At 66.4% G+C, this 15,726-nt stretch carries 14 protein-coding genes; 1 reads left to right on the top strand and 13 read right to left on the bottom strand.

Going from position 1 to position 15,726, the window contains the following annotated elements:
* Positions 1–75: 75 nt before the first annotated feature.
* The 10 genes from hfq to ndk form a co-directional block, all read right to left on the bottom strand.
* The gene (hfq, locus tag ACUTAG_RS25500) at positions 76–312 is read right to left on the bottom strand and encodes an RNA chaperone Hfq (protein ID WP_006218585.1); all 237 of its coding nucleotides are present in this window, start codon (positions 310–312) and stop codon (positions 76–78) included.
* 161 nt (positions 313–473) lie between these two features.
* Complete coding sequence (gene hisC, locus ACUTAG_RS25495; RefSeq protein ID WP_026383457.1) at positions 474–1,541, bottom strand: histidinol-phosphate transaminase; 1,068 nt, start codon at positions 1,539–1,541, stop codon at positions 474–476.
* Between the two features lie 3 nt (positions 1,542–1,544).
* Positions 1,545–2,900: a ribosome biogenesis GTPase Der gene (gene der, locus ACUTAG_RS25490; protein WP_446650377.1), complete on the bottom strand. Its 1,356-nt coding sequence runs from the start codon at positions 2,898–2,900 to the stop codon at positions 1,545–1,547.
* Between the two features lie 25 nt (positions 2,901–2,925).
* Positions 2,926–4,086 (bottom strand): outer membrane protein assembly factor BamB, encoded by a 1,161-nt coding sequence (gene bamB, locus ACUTAG_RS25485; RefSeq protein ID WP_020926930.1) that lies wholly within the window; start codon positions 4,084–4,086, stop codon positions 2,926–2,928.
* 5 nt (positions 4,087–4,091) lie between these two features.
* On the bottom strand, positions 4,092–4,730 hold the full coding sequence (locus tag ACUTAG_RS25480; protein WP_020926929.1) for a YfgM family protein: 639 nt from the start codon (positions 4,728–4,730) through the stop codon (positions 4,092–4,094).
* A gap of 1 nt (position 4,731) precedes the next feature.
* Positions 4,732–6,018, bottom strand: coding sequence for a histidine--tRNA ligase (gene hisS, locus ACUTAG_RS25475; protein ID WP_026383459.1), 1,287 nt, complete (start codon positions 6,016–6,018; stop codon positions 4,732–4,734).
* A gap of 56 nt (positions 6,019–6,074) precedes the next feature.
* On the bottom strand, positions 6,075–7,361 hold the full coding sequence (gene ispG / locus ACUTAG_RS25470) for a flavodoxin-dependent (E)-4-hydroxy-3-methylbut-2-enyl-diphosphate synthase (RefSeq protein ID WP_026383460.1): 1,287 nt from the start codon (positions 7,359–7,361) through the stop codon (positions 6,075–6,077).
* A gap of 15 nt (positions 7,362–7,376) precedes the next feature.
* Positions 7,377–7,877, bottom strand: a complete 501-nt coding sequence (locus ACUTAG_RS25465; RefSeq protein ID WP_006387853.1) for a helix-turn-helix domain-containing protein — start codon at positions 7,875–7,877, stop codon at positions 7,377–7,379.
* On the bottom strand, positions 7,874–9,028 hold the full coding sequence (gene rlmN, locus ACUTAG_RS25460; protein ID WP_006387852.1) for a 23S rRNA (adenine(2503)-C(2))-methyltransferase RlmN: 1,155 nt from the start codon (positions 9,026–9,028) through the stop codon (positions 7,874–7,876). Before rlmN ends, ACUTAG_RS25465 begins: the two co-directional genes overlap by 4 nt.
* A gap of 40 nt (positions 9,029–9,068) precedes the next feature.
* Positions 9,069–9,494 carry a nucleoside-diphosphate kinase gene (gene ndk / locus ACUTAG_RS25455; RefSeq protein ID WP_006387851.1) on the bottom strand — a complete coding sequence of 142 codons (426 nt, stop codon included), beginning with the start codon at positions 9,492–9,494 and terminating at the stop codon, positions 9,069–9,071.
* Positions 9,495–9,906: 412 nt separating this feature from the next.
* Between ndk and ACUTAG_RS25450 the strand changes: the two genes are divergently transcribed.
* Complete coding sequence (locus ACUTAG_RS25450; protein ID WP_020926925.1) at positions 9,907–12,801, top strand: valine--tRNA ligase; 2,895 nt, start codon at positions 9,907–9,909, stop codon at positions 12,799–12,801.
* Positions 12,802–12,874: 73 nt separating this feature from the next.
* Here ACUTAG_RS25450 and ACUTAG_RS25445 read toward each other — a convergent pair whose 3' ends face one another.
* Genes ACUTAG_RS25445 through ACUTAG_RS25435 form a run of 3 tightly spaced genes read right to left on the bottom strand, consistent with a single transcriptional unit; the run spans position 12,875 to position 15,555 of the window.
* Positions 12,875–14,164, bottom strand: a complete 1,290-nt coding sequence (locus ACUTAG_RS25445) for an NAD(P)/FAD-dependent oxidoreductase (protein ID WP_054486058.1) — start codon at positions 14,162–14,164, stop codon at positions 12,875–12,877.
* Between the two features lie 9 nt (positions 14,165–14,173).
* A complete protein-coding gene (locus tag ACUTAG_RS25440; protein WP_006387847.1) occupies positions 14,174–14,905 on the bottom strand; it encodes an amino acid ABC transporter ATP-binding protein in 732 nt (243 codons plus the stop codon).
* Positions 14,902–15,555, bottom strand: a complete 654-nt coding sequence (locus ACUTAG_RS25435; protein WP_006387846.1) for an amino acid ABC transporter permease — start codon at positions 15,553–15,555, stop codon at positions 14,902–14,904. Before ACUTAG_RS25435 ends, ACUTAG_RS25440 begins: the two co-directional genes overlap by 4 nt.
* Positions 15,556–15,726: the final 171 nt, after the last annotated feature.

Genomic DNA, 15,726 nt, shown 5'->3' with positions numbered 1-15,726 from the left:
ATTTTGGAGCCAAAGCGAAAATGCCCGCCGACGTCGACCGTCCGGCGGGCAATAAAAGGTACTGCGGGAGCGAGATTACTCAGCAGGGACTTCCACCTGGAAATTCACGGCGCGGGCGGGAACGACGGTGGAAATGGCGTGCTTGTAGACCATTTGCGTGACCGTGTTACGCAGCAGCACCACGTATTGGTCGAAAGATTCGATTTGCCCTTGAAGCTTGATACCGTTCACCAGGTAGATCGACACCGGCACATGATCCTTGCGCAGCGTGTTCAGGAACGGATCTTGCAGAGTTTGCCCTTTATTGCTCATTGGCCAGGCTCCATTTGTTTGTTATTGGGTGATGACGCGCTTTTTACAGGTGGGGCACGCCGAAACATGTACTCTACAGGGTTTTCCCGGCCCGTGCTACTTGTGTCGGATGCAAAAGATGACACCAGAGTTTTCCGCCGGAAAGGCCCTTCAGCCGGGGGTCAAACGACCTCGGCGAGCGCCTTCAGCAGCAACTCGCACTGGGCGTCGGTTCCCACTGTAATACGCAGAAACTGGTCTATGCGCGGCAAGCGGAAATGCCGCACGATGATGCTGCGTTCGCGCAGGCCGGCCGCCAACTCGGCGGCGTCGCGCGACGCATGCCGGGCGAACACGAAGTTGGCGCTGGACGGCAGCACCTCGAAGCCCAGCGCCTGCAGGCCCGCCGTCATCCGCCCGCGGGTCTGGATCACCGCCTGGCGGGTCTGCTCGAAATACTCGACATCCTCGAGCGCCGCGACCGCGCCGGCCGAGGCCAGCCGATCCACGGGATAGGAGTTGAAGCTGTTCTTGACCCGCTCCAGGCCATCGATGAGTTCCGGGCTGCCCACCGCGAAACCGACCCGCAGGCCCGCCAGCGAGCGCGACTTGGACAGCGTCTGGATGACCAGCAGATTGTCGTAGCGTTCGGTCAGCGGAATCACCGATTCGGCGCCGAAATCGACATAGGCCTCGTCCACCACCACCACGGTGTCCGGATTGCCGGCCACCACGCGCTCGATCTCGGCCACGCTCAGCGCGCGGCCGGTGGGCGCATTGGGATTGGGGAAGATGATGGCGCCGGCCTGACCGCGGCGGCCCGGCAGGTAGTCTTCGACGTCGATGCGGAAATCGTCGGTCAGCGGCAGGGTCTCGTAGTCGATGCCGTACAGGCCGCAATAGACCGGATAGAAGCTGTAGGTGATGTCCGGAAAGCGCAGCGGGCGTTCATGCTTGAGCAGCGCCAGAAAGGCGTGCGCCAGCACTTCGTCGGAGCCGTTGCCCACGAACACGCGAGCCGGCGCCACCCCCACCGCCTTCGCCACGGCCTGGCGCAGGTGGTCGGACGACGGATCGGGATAGAGCTTGAGCGTGTCGTCGCACGCCGCGCGGATCGCCTCGAGCACCTTGGGCGATGGCCCATAGGGGTGCTCGTTGGTGTTCAGCTTGACCAGGTTCTGAAGCTTGGGCTGCTCGCCCGGCACATACGGACTGAGCGTCCCGACCACGGGACTCCAGAAACGGCTCATGGATCAGCTTTCCTGCGCGTAGGGGTTGTGCGAAGACTTGAATTCGATCCGCAGCGGCGTGCCGGCCAGGTCGAACGCGTTGCGGAAACGGGTTTCCAGGTAGCGGCGATATGAATCCGGCACCGCATCCAGCGCGTTGCCGTGGATGACCACCAGCGGGGGATTCTGGCCGCCCTGGTGCGCATAGCGCATCTTGGGACGGAAGATGCCTTTGCGGGGCGGCGGCTGCTGCTCGACGGCGGCCTGCAGCTCGCGCGTCAGCTTGGGCGTGGACAGCTTGGCGAAGGCGGCGGCGTGGGCGGCATTGACCGACTTGAGCAGCGGCTTGATGCCCTGGCCGCGCAGGGCCGAAATGGTGTGCACGCGAGCGAACGACAGGAAGCGCAGCTTGCGCATGAACTCGCGCTCGATGCGTTCCTTTTCCTCGCCGTCCAGGCCATCCCACTTGTTGACGGCCACGACCACGGCGCGGCCGGTTTCCAGCACGAAGCCGGCGATGTGGGCGTCCTGCTCGGAGATCTCGGTCTGCGCGTCCAGCATCAGCAGCACCACGTTGCTGGCCTCGATGGCCTGCAGCGTCTTGATGACCGAGAACTTTTCAACCGCCTCGAACACCTTGCCGCGCTTGCGCAGGCCGGCGGTGTCGATCAGCGTGTAGCGGCGGCCGTCGCGCTCGAAGTCGATCTCGATGGCGTCGCGCGTGGTGCCGGGCATGTCGAACGCGATCACGCGCTCCTCGCCCATCAGCGTGTTGATCAGCGTGGATTTGCCGACATTGGGGCGACCCACGATGGCCAGCTTGATGCGGTGATCGTGCTCGCCCTCTTCGGCGGGTTCTTCTTCCTCGGCCGGCGGCTCGGCCAGGTCCTGCAGGGCCAGTTCGATCAGGTCGACGATGCCGTCGCCGTGCGCCGCCGAGATGGGATAGGGTTGCCCCAGGCCCAACTCGTGGAATTCGGCGATGGCGGCGCCCGCCCCCATGCCCTCGGCCTTGTTCACCGCCAGCAGCACGCGTTGCTGTCCCGACTTGCGCAGCAATATGGCGATCTCGTGGTCATGCGCGTTCAGGCCGGCGCGGGCGTCCACCAGGAACACCACGACGTCGGCCTCGGCGATGGCCTGCCGGGTCTGGCGCGCCATCTCCAGCAGGATGCCGTCCTTGGCGACCGGCTCGAAACCGCCCGTGTCGATGACGATGAAGGGGATCTCGCCCACCCTGCCCTCGCCGTAGTGGCGATCGCGGGTCAGACCGGAAAAATCGGCCACCAGCGCGGCGCGCGATCGCGTCAGGCGATTGAATAGGGTCGATTTCCCCACATTGGGGCGGCCGACCAGGGCAACGACAGGCTTGAAAGACACGGTGTAAGGCTTTGTTCTTGAGGGTTTAGTTGGTGCCGATCAGGACGAGATTGCCATTGCCCGTCTGGACCAGCACACCTTGGGAAGTCGTCTGCGGCGGCGAGACCACGGCGCCACCGCCCACGGACAGGCGCGCCATCAGGCTGCCATCGCTGCGCGACAGGAAATGCACGTAACCGTCCAGGTCGCCGACCGCGAGCGCGCCGCCCAGCAGGGCCGGAGCGGTGAGCTGGCGGTTCTTCAGCGCGGCCTGCTTCCAGACGTTGCCGCCGTTGTCGAGCGCGAAAGCGTTGACCACGCTGTTCTGGTCGGCCGAATAGGCAAAGCGCTGATCCAGGACCATGCCGCTGACGCTGGAAAAGTCCTTGGCCCAGATCGGACGGCCGCCGGCCGTGACGTCAAAGCACACGATACGCCCTTGATAGGCCACCGCGCAAAGCAGGTTGCCGGCAATCTGGGGCGAGCCGACCACGTCGGTCAGGCGTTCCAGGTCGCTGGCGCCGCGCGGGGTGGCGACGGTGCCTTCCCATTGCACGTTGCCGCTGTCGGAGGCGATGGCCATCAGCTTGCCGCCCGGCAGGCCGGTGATGACGAGGCCTTCGGCCAGCACCATCTGCGCGGCGCTGCGCAGGGCCAGCGCCGGGCCGGGGCGCTGCACGCTCCAGAGGCGTTCGCCGTTGTTGGCATCGAAGGCCTGGATGCGGTAGTCGCCGCTGCGGACCACGACGATGCCATACCCCACCACCGGCGAGATATTGACGTCGCTGGTGGCGCGCACCTTCCACTTGACCTTGCCGCTGTCGTCGAATGCGACCACGTCGCCATCGGGCGAAGCCACGGCGGTGGTGGTGCCGTCGCTGCCGGCGCCCGCCGTCAGCTTCACGCCCGCCTGCGACTTCCAGATGGGACGGCCGCTTTGCAGGTCGAACTTGCCGACCGAGCCGTCGGGGGTGGCGGCGTAGATCGCATTGTTCAGCACGGTGGGCGCGAAGCCCAGGCCGGAGCCACTGCCGATCGAGGTCGACCAGACCTGGCGCACCGACATGCCGGCCTTGTATTCAGTCAGGGGAGCGGGGTCGTAACGGCCATCGTCATGGGAAAACAGGCCGCAGCCGCCCAGCGCCAACAGGCCCGTCAGGCATACCGCGCCACGCCACGTCGTACGACCAAAAGCAAATTTACGCATTACAGTCACGCTCCGCTCAGGGCATCCAGTTTCAGTTGCACGACCTGGGTCAGCGGATTCGCCGTGCCCAGGCCATCGATGGCGCTTTGCCACGCGGCACGCGCTTCATCGCGCTTGCCTTGCGCCGCGAGGATATCGCCGCGGCGGTCGGCGAACAAGGCGGCAAAGGCGGCCGGCGCATTGTTCAGCTGTCCCAGCGCGGCGTCGTACTGCTTCTGGTCGAGCAACAGGCCCGCCAGGCGCAGCCGGGCGACGGCCTGCATCGAGGGGTTCTTGGACTGGCCGGCCAGCCATTCAAGCTGCTGGCGCGCGCCGTCGACGTCCTTCTGGGCCTGCAGCGCCTGGGCCGCCACCAGCGCGCCGCGGGTGGCGTAGCCGGTCGAGCCGTATTGCTCGCGCAGGGTCGCCGCGGCGGCCTTGATGCGCACCGACGAATCGGCGCCGCCCAGGCGGGCCGCGTCTTCGAGCGCCTCGAAATAGCCCATGGCCTGGTTGGCCTTGTGCGATTGGTAGGCCTTGGCGCCCCACCAGCCGCCCCAGGCCAGCGCCACAGCGGCCACCAGCAGCATCACCAGGGTGCCGTAGCGGGCCCACCACGCCTTGATCGCGTCGAGTTTTTCCTGTTCTTCCAGATCGTATGCCATGCTAACCCTTGAGATTCAATACGTCGGCCAAGCCCGCCAACGGGACTTGCTGCTGCGCGCCATCGCCTTGGGCGTCGGCGCGCAGGAACTTGATGCTGGCGGTCTGCGAAGCCACTTCATCGGCGCCAAGGATAACCGCAACCCGGGCGCCGCTGGCGTCCGCGCGCTTGAATTGGGACTTGAAGCTGGCGGCGCCGGCATGCACCACCACCGCCAGGCCGGCGTCGCGCAGGTCTTCGCCGACGCGCGCGGCCAGGCGCTGCGCGTCTTCGCCCTGGTGCACGACATAGACGTCGCATTCGGCCGGCGCTTCGACCTGCACGCTCTGCTCCCACAGATCCAGCAGGCGTTCCATGCCGATGGCGAAGCCCACGGCCGGCGCGGGCTTGCCGCCCAGCAGTTCGATCAGGCCGTCATAGCGGCCGCCGCCGCACACCGTGCCCTGGGAGCCCAGGCGGTCGGTGACCCATTCGAAAACGGTCAGGTTGTAGTAGTCCAGTCCGCGTACCAGACGCGGATTAAGGCGGTATTCGATGCCGGCGTCGGTCAGGCGCTGGCACACGCCGTCGAAGTGCGCGCGCGATTCCTCGCCCAGGAAGTCGAACAGGCGCGGGGCGCTGTCGGCCATTTCCTGCATGGCGGGGTTCTTGGTGTCCAGCACGCGCAGCGGGTTGGTATACAGGCGGCGCTTGCCGTCCTCGTCCAGGATGTCGACGTGCTTTTCCAGGTGCGCGATCAGCGCGGCGCGGTGCGCGGCCCGCTCGGCCGGCTGGCCCAGCGAGTTCAGTTCCAGGCGCACGTCGGTCAGGCCCAGCAGCTTCCACAGGCGGGCCAGCATGACGATCAGTTCGGCGTCCACGTCGGGACCGGCGAAGCCCAGCGCCTCGACGTCGATCTGGTGGAACTGGCGGTAGCGGCCGCGCTGCGGGCGCTCGTGGCGGAACACCGGGCCGATCGAATAGACGCGCTGCGGGCGGTCGTACAGCAGGTTGTGCTCGATCGAGGCGCGCACGATGCCGGCGGTCATCTCGGGCCGCATGGTCAGCGATTCGCCATTGAGCGCATCGGTGAACGTGTACATCTCTTTTTCGACGATGTCGGTCACTTCGCCGATGCCGCGCGTGAACAGGCGCGTATGCTCAAGCACGGGCGTACGCACGTTGCGATAGCCATAGCCGCGCAGCCAGCCGCGCACGATTTCCTCGAATTGCTCCCAGCGGGCGCTGGGCCCTGGCAGCAGGTCGTTCATGCCGCGGATGGCGGCTACTTTCTGGAAAGCTTGAGTCATCTTGATCATGCCGCCCCGCGCGCTGGCAAGCGCGCCTCGCGGCCACACCCTTTCTTTTAATGAGAGGCGAGCGCGCCGTAGCGGCGCGCGACGTAGTCTTCAACGATGGCCTGGAATTCTTCGGCGATGTGGTCGCCCTTCAGGGTGACCGTGCGCTCGCCGTCGACGAACACCGGCGCGGCCGGCACCTCGCCGGTGCCCGGCAGGCTGATACCGATGTCCGCGTGGCGGCTTTCGCCAGGCCCGTTGACCACACAGCCCATGACCGCGACGTTCATGCTTTCGACGCCGGGGTACTGGGCGCGCCACACCGGCATCTGCCGGCGCAGGTAGGACTGGATGCTATCGGCCAGTTCCTGGAAGAACGTGCTGCTGGTGCGGCCGCAACCGGGGCAGGCCACCACCATGGGCGTGAACGCGCGCAGGCCCATGGTCTGCAGGATCTCCTGCGCCACCACGGCCTCGCGGCCGCGGTCGCCGCCGGGTTCCGGCGTCAGCGAGATACGGATGGTGTCGCCGATGCCCTGCTGCAGCAGCACGGCCAGCGCGGCGGTCGAGGCGACGATGCCCTTGCTGCCCATGCCGGCTTCGGTCAGGCCCAGGTGCAGCGGATAGTCGCAGCGCGCCGACAGGTCGCGGTAGACCGCGATCAGGTCCTGCACGTGGCTGACCTTGCACGACAGGATGATGGCGTCGCGGCGCAGGCCGAGTTCCTCGGCGCGCTGGGCGTTGCTGATGGCGGACACCACCAGCGCGTCGCGCATCACCGCCTGCGCTTCCCAGGGCTGGGCGCGGCGACTGTTTTCGTCCATCTTGCGCGCCATCAGCTCGTGATCCAGGCTGCCCCAGTTCACGCCGATGCGCACCGGCTTGTCGTAGCGGCAGGCCACCTCGATCATTTGGGCGAAGTTGTCGTCACGGCGCTTGCCGCCGCCCATGTTGCCGGGGTTGATGCGGTACTTGGACAGCGCCTGGGCGCAGTCCGGGAATTGCGTCAGCAGCTTGTGGCCGTTGTAGTGGAAGTCGCCCACCAGCGGCACATCCACGCCCATGCGGTCGAGCTGCTCGCGGATCGCCATCACTTCCCTGGCGGCTTCGGGCGTATTGACGGTGATGCGCACCATCTCGGAGCCGGCCTGCGCCAGTTCCTTGACCTGGATCGCCGTGGCGATGGCGTCGGCGGTGTCGGTGTTGGTCATGGACTGCACCACCACCGGCGCATCGCCGCCGATCATGACCGTGCGGTCGCCCCACTTCACCGCCACCGAACGCGTGGCGCGGCGGGGAGCCGCGCCCACGGAGGGCGGCGGCGCATCCTGGCAAGGCAGAGAGGAATCTTGCATCGGCGAAACCGGTATTTACTTGGACAGCTTGGGAAGCCAGTCGAACGCCAGCCATTGCTGCGGCAGCCAGCCCTGCCAGAAGGCATAGGCGACGCCGGCGGCAAGCACCAGCACGATGGCGATCAGCCAGCCCCAGGAGGTCGACGACGCGCGATCGTCGTCGGCGCCGGACTGGGGAATGGAATGCGCCGAATGCAGCGCGCCCGGACTCAGCTTGACCGGGCCGGTGACGCGGGCCTTGGGATCGAGCGAGTCGACGATCGCCTGGGAATCGGCGCCCAGCATGCGGGCATAGTTGCGGATCAGGCCGCGCAGCGACACACCGGTGGGCAGTTCGCCCCACTGCTCGTTTTCCAGCGCCTCGATCTGCTTGGCCGAAAATTTGATGCGGCTGGACACTTCATCGAGCGACCAGCCCTTGGATTGGCGCAGCGTGCGCAGCGCCGAGCCCACATTGCCCGAACCGCCCGCGCTCGCGGGCGTCTCTGAAACTGCAGAAGCGATATCCTGCGTCATGCATGCACCTGTCTAATTGGTATGGTCTGGCGCTGCGCGGCGTTCCGCTCGGTGATGCGGGTACGGTCGCGCACTTCTCCAGCCAGTTGACCACAAGCGGCGTCGATATCGTCCCCCCGGGTCTTGCGCACCGTCGTGATGATGCCGGCGTCCATCAGACGCTGGGCGAACACCTTGACGCGGGCCGAAGGCGAACGCTTCAGGCCGGAGGCGGGGAAGGGATTGAACGGGATCAGGTTCAGCTTGCAGCGGATCTGGCGGGCAATGTGTATCAGTTCCCTGGCGTGCTGGTCGGTGTCGTTGATGCCATCCAGCATGCAGTATTCAAACGTGATGAAGTCGCGCGGCGCGAAAGCCAGGTAGCGTTCGCACGCGGCCAGCAACTCCTTCAGCGGGTATTTCTTGTTCAGCGGCACCAGCTCGTCGCGCAGCGCGTCGTTGGGCGCATGCAGCGACACGGCCAGCGCCACCGGACAGTCCTGCGACAGGCGGTCCATCATCGGCACGACGCCGGAGGTCGACACCGTGACGCGGCGGCGCGACAGGCCATAGGCGTTGTCGTCGAGCATCAGGCGCAGGGCCGGCAGCACCTGGTCGTAGTTGAGCAGGGGCTCGCCCATGCCCATCATGACCACATTGCTGATGACGCGGGTATCGTCGGTGGCGCGGGCGCTTTCCAGGCGCGCGGTGCCGATGTCGGCTTCCAGCACGCGCTTGGCCCACCACAGCTGGCCGATGATCTCGCTGGTCTTGAGGTTGCGGTTGAACCCCTGGTGCCCGGTCGAGCAGAAACGGCAGTTCACCACGCAGCCAGCCTGGCTGGAGATGCACAAGGTGCCGCGATCGTCTTCAGGAATGAAGACGGTTTCGATGGCGTTGCCCTGGCCCACGTCGAACAGCCACTTGCGGGTGCCGTCGGACGAGCGTTGCTCGGTATTGACGGCCAGCGCCTCGATGACGCAACGCGACGCCAGCTGGCCGCGGAAATCGCGGGCCAGGTCGGTCATGGCGTCGAACGAATCCGCGCCGCGCTGGTGCATCCAGCGCTGCAGCTGGCGGGCGCGAAACGGCTTGCCGCCCCACTGCCCGACGAGTTCGGACAGGGCGGAGCCGTCCAGCCCCAGCAGATTGATTCGTTCGACGGATTCCATGACCTGGTATTGCTATGACGCTAAAACGATTTCCTGGAAATCAACGGCTGTGGATGTTGATTTCGGGGAAGAAGAAAGCCACTTCGACAGCGGCCGTTTCCGGCGCGTCCGAGCCGTGCACGGCGTTGGCGTCGATGCTGTCGGCGAAGTCGGCGCGGATGGTGCCCGGGGCGGCCTTCTTGGGATCGGTGGCGCCCATCAGGTCGCGGTTCTTCTGGATGGCGTCTTCGCCTTCCAGCACTTGCACGAACACGGGGCCCGAGACCATGAAGTCGACCAGGTCCTTGAAGAAGGGGCGCTCTTTGTGCACGGCGTAGAAACGCTCGGCGTCGGCGCGCGACAGCTGGGCCAGGCGGGCGGCGATGACCTTCAGGCCGGCTTGCTCGAAGCGGGCGACGATCTGGCCGATGACGTTCTTGGCGACGGCGTCGGGCTTGATGATCGAGAGGGTGCGTTGGACGGACATGGGAACTCCAAAAACGGATTGCTGACTGGTTTCTATGATTGCCTGGCGTGGCCTGCGCTTGTTGGTGTCACCCTTCAAGCGGCAGCGCGCCATGGGCGCGCAAGCGACTCGGACCCGCTGTGTCACGACAGCGTGTTCCGGGCCGTCCCGGCCGCCTGTGCCAAGGCGGGGATTCGACACTGCCAACCCTTCGGAGTTATCCCGCACTGAATGTTCGCTCGGTCCATTGTGCTGAAATCCTCAGCGTTTTTTCAATGAACTTTTGGCGAAACCTCAATGAATTCAGGGACTTCTAAAAGGTTTACAGTAACCCGGTATTCTAACACGCCGATACGACCGCATTACATCTTAAAATGAGCGGTTTGCTTGCCCGTTTCCATCGACCGGGCGCCCTGTCTGCCGGAACCCTGTAATGACTCAAGCCGCTCCCCCGAACGCCGCGCCCGCCGCGACCGACTCCCCGGAACTCTCCAAGAGCTTCGAACCCGCCGAACTCGAATCCCGCTGGTACGCCGAGTGGGACAAGCGCGGCTACTTCGCCGCCGGGTCGCACGTAAAAACAGGGACGGAAGCGCAACCCTACGTCATCCAGTTCCCGCCGCCCAATGTGACAGGCACCCTGCACATGGGCCATGCGTTCAACCAGACCATCATGGACGGTCTGATCCGTTACCACCGCATGCTGGGCGACGACACCGTCTTCATTCCGGGGACGGACCATGCCGGCATCGCCACGCAGATCGTCGTTGAAAGACAGCTCGACGCCCAGAAGGTTTCGCGCCACGACCTCGGCCGCGAGAAATTCCTCGAGAAAGTGTGGGAATGGAAGGAAAAATCGGGCAGCACCATCACCGGCCAGGTGCGCCGGCTGGGCGCCTCCGCCGACTGGCCGCGCGAATACTTCACCATGGACGAACGCATGTCGCGCGGCGTGGTGGAAACCTTCGTGCGCCTGCACAAACAGGGCCTGATCTACCGCGGCAAGCGCCTGGTCAACTGGGACCCCAAGCTGCTGACGGCCGTGTCCGACCTCGAAGTCCTGTCGGAAGAGACCGATGGCCACATGTGGCACATCCTCTACCCCTTCGTCGACGGTCCGCAGACCATCGTCGACAAGGACGGCCAGACGGTCACCCTGCGCGGCATGACCATCGCCACCACCCGTCCCGAGACCATGCTGGCCGACGGCGCGCTGTGCGTGCACCCCGAAGACCCGCGCTACAAGCACCTGGTCGGCAAGGAAGTCGAGCTGCCGCTGTGCGACCGCAACATCCCCATCATCGCGGATGACTTCGTCGACCCTGAATTCGGCACCGGTTGCGTCAAGATCACCGGCGCGCACGACTTCAACGACTACGCCTGCGCGATGCGCCACGACCTGCCGCTGATCGTGATCTTCACGCTCGACGCGCACATCAACGAGAACGGTCCCAAGCAGTTCCAGGGCATGGAGCGCTACGAGGCCCGCAAGGCCGTGGTCGCCCAGCTGGAAGCCGAGGGCTACCTGGTCAAGGTCGAGCCGCACAAGATGATGCAGCCCAAGGGCGACCGCACCGGCGTGGTGCTCGAGCCCATGCTGACCGACCAGTGGTTCGTCGCCATGAGCAAGCCGGCCCCCGAGGGCACGCTCAATCCGGGCAAGAGCATCACCGAAGTGGCGCTGGAAGTCGTGGCCGACGGCCGCATCCAGTTCTACCCGGACAACTGGACCACCATCTACAACCAGTGGCTCAACAACATCCAGGATTGGTGCATTTCGCGCCAGCTGTGGTGGGGCCACCAGATTCCCGCCTGGTACGCGGAAGACGGCCAGGTGTTCGTCGCCCACGACGAAGCCGAAGCCATCCAGCAGGCCCGCGCCGCCGGCGTCACCGGCGAGCTCAAGCGCGATCCGGACGTGCTCGACACCTGGTTCTCCTCGGGCCTGGCGCCCTTCACGACCCTCGGCTGGCCCGACCAGACGCCCGACCTGGAACGCTACCTGCCGTCCAGCGTGCTGGTCACCGGCTTCGACATCATCTTCTTCTGGGTTGCGCGCATGGTCATGCTGACCACGCACCTGACCGGCAAGATCCCGTTCAAGCACGTCTACATGCACGGCCTGATCCGCGACGCCGACGGCCAGAAGATGAGCAAGTCCAAGGGCAACACGCTCGATCCGATCGACCTGATCGACGGCATCGACCTGGATGGCCTGGTGGCCAAGCGCACCTACGGCCTGATGAACCCCAAGCAGGCCGGCGCCATCGAAAAGGCCACGCGCCGCCAGTATCCGGACGGCATCCCCGCCTTCGGCGCCGACGCGCTGCGCTTCACCATGGCCGCCTACGCGACCCTGGGCCGCAACATCAACTTCGACCTGAAACGCTGCGAGGGCTACCGCAACTTCTGCAACAAGCTCTGGAACGCCACCCGTTTCGTGCTGATGAACACCGAAGGCCACGACCTGACCGGTGCGGACGCGGGCGAAACCTCCTTCGTCGACCGCTGGATCGTCAGCCAGCTGCAGGCGCTGGAAGCCGACGTGGCGCGCGGCTTCGCCGACTACCGCTTCGACAACGTCGCCAACGCGCTGTACCGCTACGTCTGGGACGAATACTGCGACTGGTACCTGGAACTGGCCAAGGTGCAGATCCAGACCGGCACGCCGGCCCAGCAGCTGGGCACGCGCCGCACGCTGATCCGCGTGCTGGAGGGCGTGCTGCGCCTGGCCCACCCGATCATTCCGTTCATCACGGAAGAACTGTGGCAGAAGGTCTCGGTGGTGGCCGGCAAGCGCAAGCAGGGCGTGGCCGACAGCGTCAGCGTGCAGCCGTACCCGCAGGCCAACCCGGCCGCCGTGGACACCGCCGCCGAAGCGGACGTCGCCGAATTGAAGGCCCAGGTCGAGGCCGTGCGCGCGCTGCGCGGCGAGATGAACCTGTCGCCGGCCCAGAAGGTGCCGCTGTGCGCCCAGGGCGATGCGCCCACGCTGACGCGCAACGCCCCCTACCTGGCCGCGCTGGCCAAGCTCAGCCAGGTCGACGTGCTGGACACCCTGCCCGACGCCGGCGCGCCGGTGCAGGTGGTGGGCGCGAGCCGCCTGATGCTGCACGTCGAGATCGACGTGGCGGCCGAGCGCGTGCGCCTGGACAAGGAAATCGCCCGCCTGGAAGGCGAGATCGCCAAGGCCAACGGCAAACTGTCCAACGCCAGCTTCGTCGAGCGCGCCCCGGCCGCCGTGGTCGAGCAGGAAAAAGCCCGCATGGCGCAATTCGGCGAGACGCTGCAAAAGGTGCGTGAACAGCGCGGCAAGCTGGGCAACTGATCGCCAGACTGGCGCCCATGCAAAGCCCCGGACGGCGTCCGGGGCTTTTTTTCGCCTGCGCGATCCTGCCTGCCTACACCCCGCCGTCGGTCATGCGATACCACGTGACCACCGCGTTGACGTACAGGCGACGCAAACCATACAGCGGGAACGGCTTCACCGGCGACAGCGGCACCGGCAGCGCCTTGGCATCGCCGCTGACCAGGTATTGCGCCATGGCGCGGCCCATGCTGGTCTGCAGGCCCACGCCGCGCCCCTGGCAGCCGATATCCACCAGCAAGCCGGGCTGCGGTTCGTGCAGGTGCGGCAGGTAGTCGCGGGTGATGGCCACGCGGCCGCACCAGCGGTACTCGAACGGCGTGCCCGCCACCTGCGGGAACATCTTCACCATCACCCGCTCCAGGTGGGCCCAGTCCTGCGGGCCCTTGGGCTCGCGGAAGGGTCCGCGCCCGCCCATCAGCAGCCGCCCCTGGTGATCGAGACGGAAATACAGCAGCAGGTTGCGGGTATCGGACGTGACGTGGCCTTCCGGAAAGATGCCCGCGCGCAGCCGCTCCGGCAAGGGCGTGGTGGCCACCTGGAAGGTATTGGCGTCGATGATGGAGGGTTTCAGGCCGGGCAGCAGGTCGGCGCCGTAGGCATTGGTGCACATCACCACCCGGTCGGCGGTCACGCTGGGGCCACCAGCGGTGGTGGCGGTCCACTTGCCGCCGTCGCGCTTGAACCCGGTAACGGGCGTGTCGGTATGGATCACGGCGCCGGCGTTCAAGGCGGCGCGCGCCAGCCCGCGCGCATAGCTCAGCGGCTGCACCGCGCCCGCGCGCCGGTCGACCCAGCCGCCCAGGTAGCGATCGGTGCCGATCAGGCGAGCCACCTGCGCCTTGTCCAGCGGTTGCGCGTCGGCGCCATGGCGCGCCCATTGCGCGGCGCGGGCGTGCGCCAGCTCCAGCGCCGCGGAGTTGTGCGCGCCCTGGATCCAGCCATTGCGCACGTGCGGCACGTCCATCGCATGCCGCTCGATCAGGTTGAAGACCGAATCGGCGGTGGCGCCGGCGAAGCGCACGAGGCGCTCACCGCGCTCGCCGCCGAACATCGCGATCAGCGCGTCAGGATCGTATTTCAGGCCGGGAATGACCTGTCCGCCGTTGCGCCCCGAGCCGCCAAAACCGATCTCGCGCGCCTCCAGCAACACCACGCGCACGCCCTGCTCGGCCAGGTGCAGCGCTGTGCTCAGGCCGGCGTAACCACCACCCACCACCAGCACGTCAGCCTGCGCGGACTGCGCCAGCGGCTGCGTGTCCGGCGGCGCCGCCGCGGTGGCGGCCCAGAGCGACGGGGAAAGCGGAAACGGCGTCTGCGACATGATGGTTCCTCACATGGGATGCAGCACGCGGCGCAGGAAATCCTGCGTGCGCGGGTGCTGCGGGTGATTCAGCACTTCACGGGCGGCGCCCTGCTCCACCATCACGCCGCCGTCAAAGAACATGACGCGATCGGCGACCTCGCGCGCGAAGCTCATCTCGTGCGTCACGACGACCATGGTCATGCCGGCCTCGGCCAGCTTGCGCATCACGCCCAGCACGTCGCCGACCAGCTCGGGATCGAGCGCCGAGGTCGGTTCGTCGAACAGGATCGCCTTGGGCTGCATGGCCAGCGCCCGCGCGATCGCCACGCGCTGCTGCTGGCCGCCGGACAGTTGCGGCGGATGGGCGTCGGCCTTGTCGGCCAGGCCGACGCTGGCCAGCAATTCCCGGCCACGCGCCAAAGCCTGCGCGCGCGGCTCGCCCTTTACGTAGATCGGCCCTTCCACCACGTTTTCCAGCGCGGTGCGATGGGGAAACAGGTTGAAGCGCTGGAACACCATCGCCACCTGCGTGCGGATGGAGACGATGGACGGCGCATCGCAATCCACCAGTTCGCCATCCACGGTGATGCGGCCGGCGTTGTAGCGCTCCAGCCCATTGATGCAGCGCAGGATGGTGGACTTGCCCGAACCGGATGGCCCGATCACGCACACCACCTCGCCCTTGCTGACCTCGGCGTCGATGCCCTTGAGCACCTCCAGCGACCCGAAGCTCTTGCGCACACCCTTGAGTTCGATCATTTGGCGGCACTCCTCTTTTCCAGATGCCGCACCAGCAGGATCAGCGGCACGCACATCACCAGGTACATCAGCGCCACCAGCGAGAACACGGTTGCGTTCTTGAAGGTCGACACCGCGATCAGCTTGCCCTGCAGGGCAAGCTCGGCCACCGTGATGGTGGACGCCTGCGACGAGTCCTTGAGCATCATGATCATGATGTTGCCGTAGGGCGGCAGCACGATCTTGACGGCCTGCGGCAGCACCACGCGCCGCATGGTCATGCTCCAACTCATGCCCATCGCCATGGCCGCCTCGATCTGGCCGCGGTCGATGGCCTCGATGCCGGCGCGGAAGTTCTCGGCCTGGTAGGCCGAGTAGGCGATGCCCAGGCCGATGATGGCGGCCTGCACCGCCGTCAGCGCGATGCCCATGTCCGGCATCACGAAGTAGATATAGAACAGCAGCACGATGATCGGGATGCCGCGCAGCAGATTGATCACGCCCGCGCTGAACCTGGACAGGTATTTGTTGCCCGACACCCGCATCAGCGCCCACACCAGCCCCAGCAGGGTGGACAGCACCAGGGAGCCCAGCGTCACCAGAATGGTGAGCTTGGCGCCCTCCAGCAATATCGGCAGGTACTCTGCCGCGTCCTTGAAGAATTCCGTCATGACTCCATCCATCCCGACCAGGACCGGTTGACACGAGAAAAAACCGCGCCCGCCGCGGGCCCGCGGCGGGCCGCCGGACGCGCAGCGGCCATCCCTGCGCGAACCCGCCGCGATGCGCGCGGGCGTTCAGTCAGGCGCGTTCCCCAAGGCCGATTGGCGGCCCCTCGGGCA

Source organism: Achromobacter sp. CSND-B12 (genome assembly GCF_052906545.1).
Note: the sequence above shows the minus strand (reverse complement) of the source record. Positions and strands in the feature narration are given on the sequence as shown.

What these genes read in the sequence shown, in the direction of transcription:
- ACUTAG_RS25435 (WP_006387846.1), bottom strand. Translation starts at nt 15,555, where the DNA reads ATGACGGAATTCTTCAAGGACGCGGCAGAGTACCTGCCGATATTGCTG.
- ACUTAG_RS25480 (WP_020926929.1), bottom strand. Translation starts at nt 4,730, where the DNA reads ATGGCATACGATCTGGAAGAACAGGAAAAACTCGACGCGATCAAGGCG.
- ACUTAG_RS25465 (WP_006387853.1), bottom strand. Translation starts at nt 7,877, where the DNA reads ATGACGCAGGATATCGCTTCTGCAGTTTCAGAGACGCCCGCGAGCGCG.
- hfq (WP_006218585.1), bottom strand. Translation starts at nt 312, where the DNA reads ATGAGCAATAAAGGGCAAACTCTGCAAGATCCGTTCCTGAACACGCTG.
- ispG (WP_026383460.1), bottom strand. Translation starts at nt 7,361, where the DNA reads ATGCAAGATTCCTCTCTGCCTTGCCAGGATGCGCCGCCGCCCTCCGTG.
- ndk (WP_006387851.1), bottom strand. Translation starts at nt 9,494, where the DNA reads ATGTCCGTCCAACGCACCCTCTCGATCATCAAGCCCGACGCCGTCGCC.
- ACUTAG_RS25440 (WP_006387847.1), bottom strand. Translation starts at nt 14,905, where the DNA reads ATGATCGAACTCAAGGGTGTGCGCAAGAGCTTCGGGTCGCTGGAGGTG.
- ACUTAG_RS25445 (WP_054486058.1), bottom strand. Translation starts at nt 14,164, where the DNA reads ATGTCGCAGACGCCGTTTCCGCTTTCCCCGTCGCTCTGGGCCGCCACC.
- bamB (WP_020926930.1), bottom strand. Translation starts at nt 4,086, where the DNA reads ATGCGTAAATTTGCTTTTGGTCGTACGACGTGGCGTGGCGCGGTATGC.
- hisS (WP_026383459.1), bottom strand. Translation starts at nt 6,018, where the DNA reads ATGACTCAAGCTTTCCAGAAAGTAGCCGCCATCCGCGGCATGAACGAC.
- hisC (WP_026383457.1), bottom strand. Translation starts at nt 1,541, where the DNA reads ATGAGCCGTTTCTGGAGTCCCGTGGTCGGGACGCTCAGTCCGTATGTG.
- ACUTAG_RS25450 (WP_020926925.1), top strand. Translation starts at nt 9,907, where the DNA reads ATGACTCAAGCCGCTCCCCCGAACGCCGCGCCCGCCGCGACCGACTCC.
- rlmN (WP_006387852.1), bottom strand. Translation starts at nt 9,028, where the DNA reads ATGGAATCCGTCGAACGAATCAATCTGCTGGGGCTGGACGGCTCCGCC.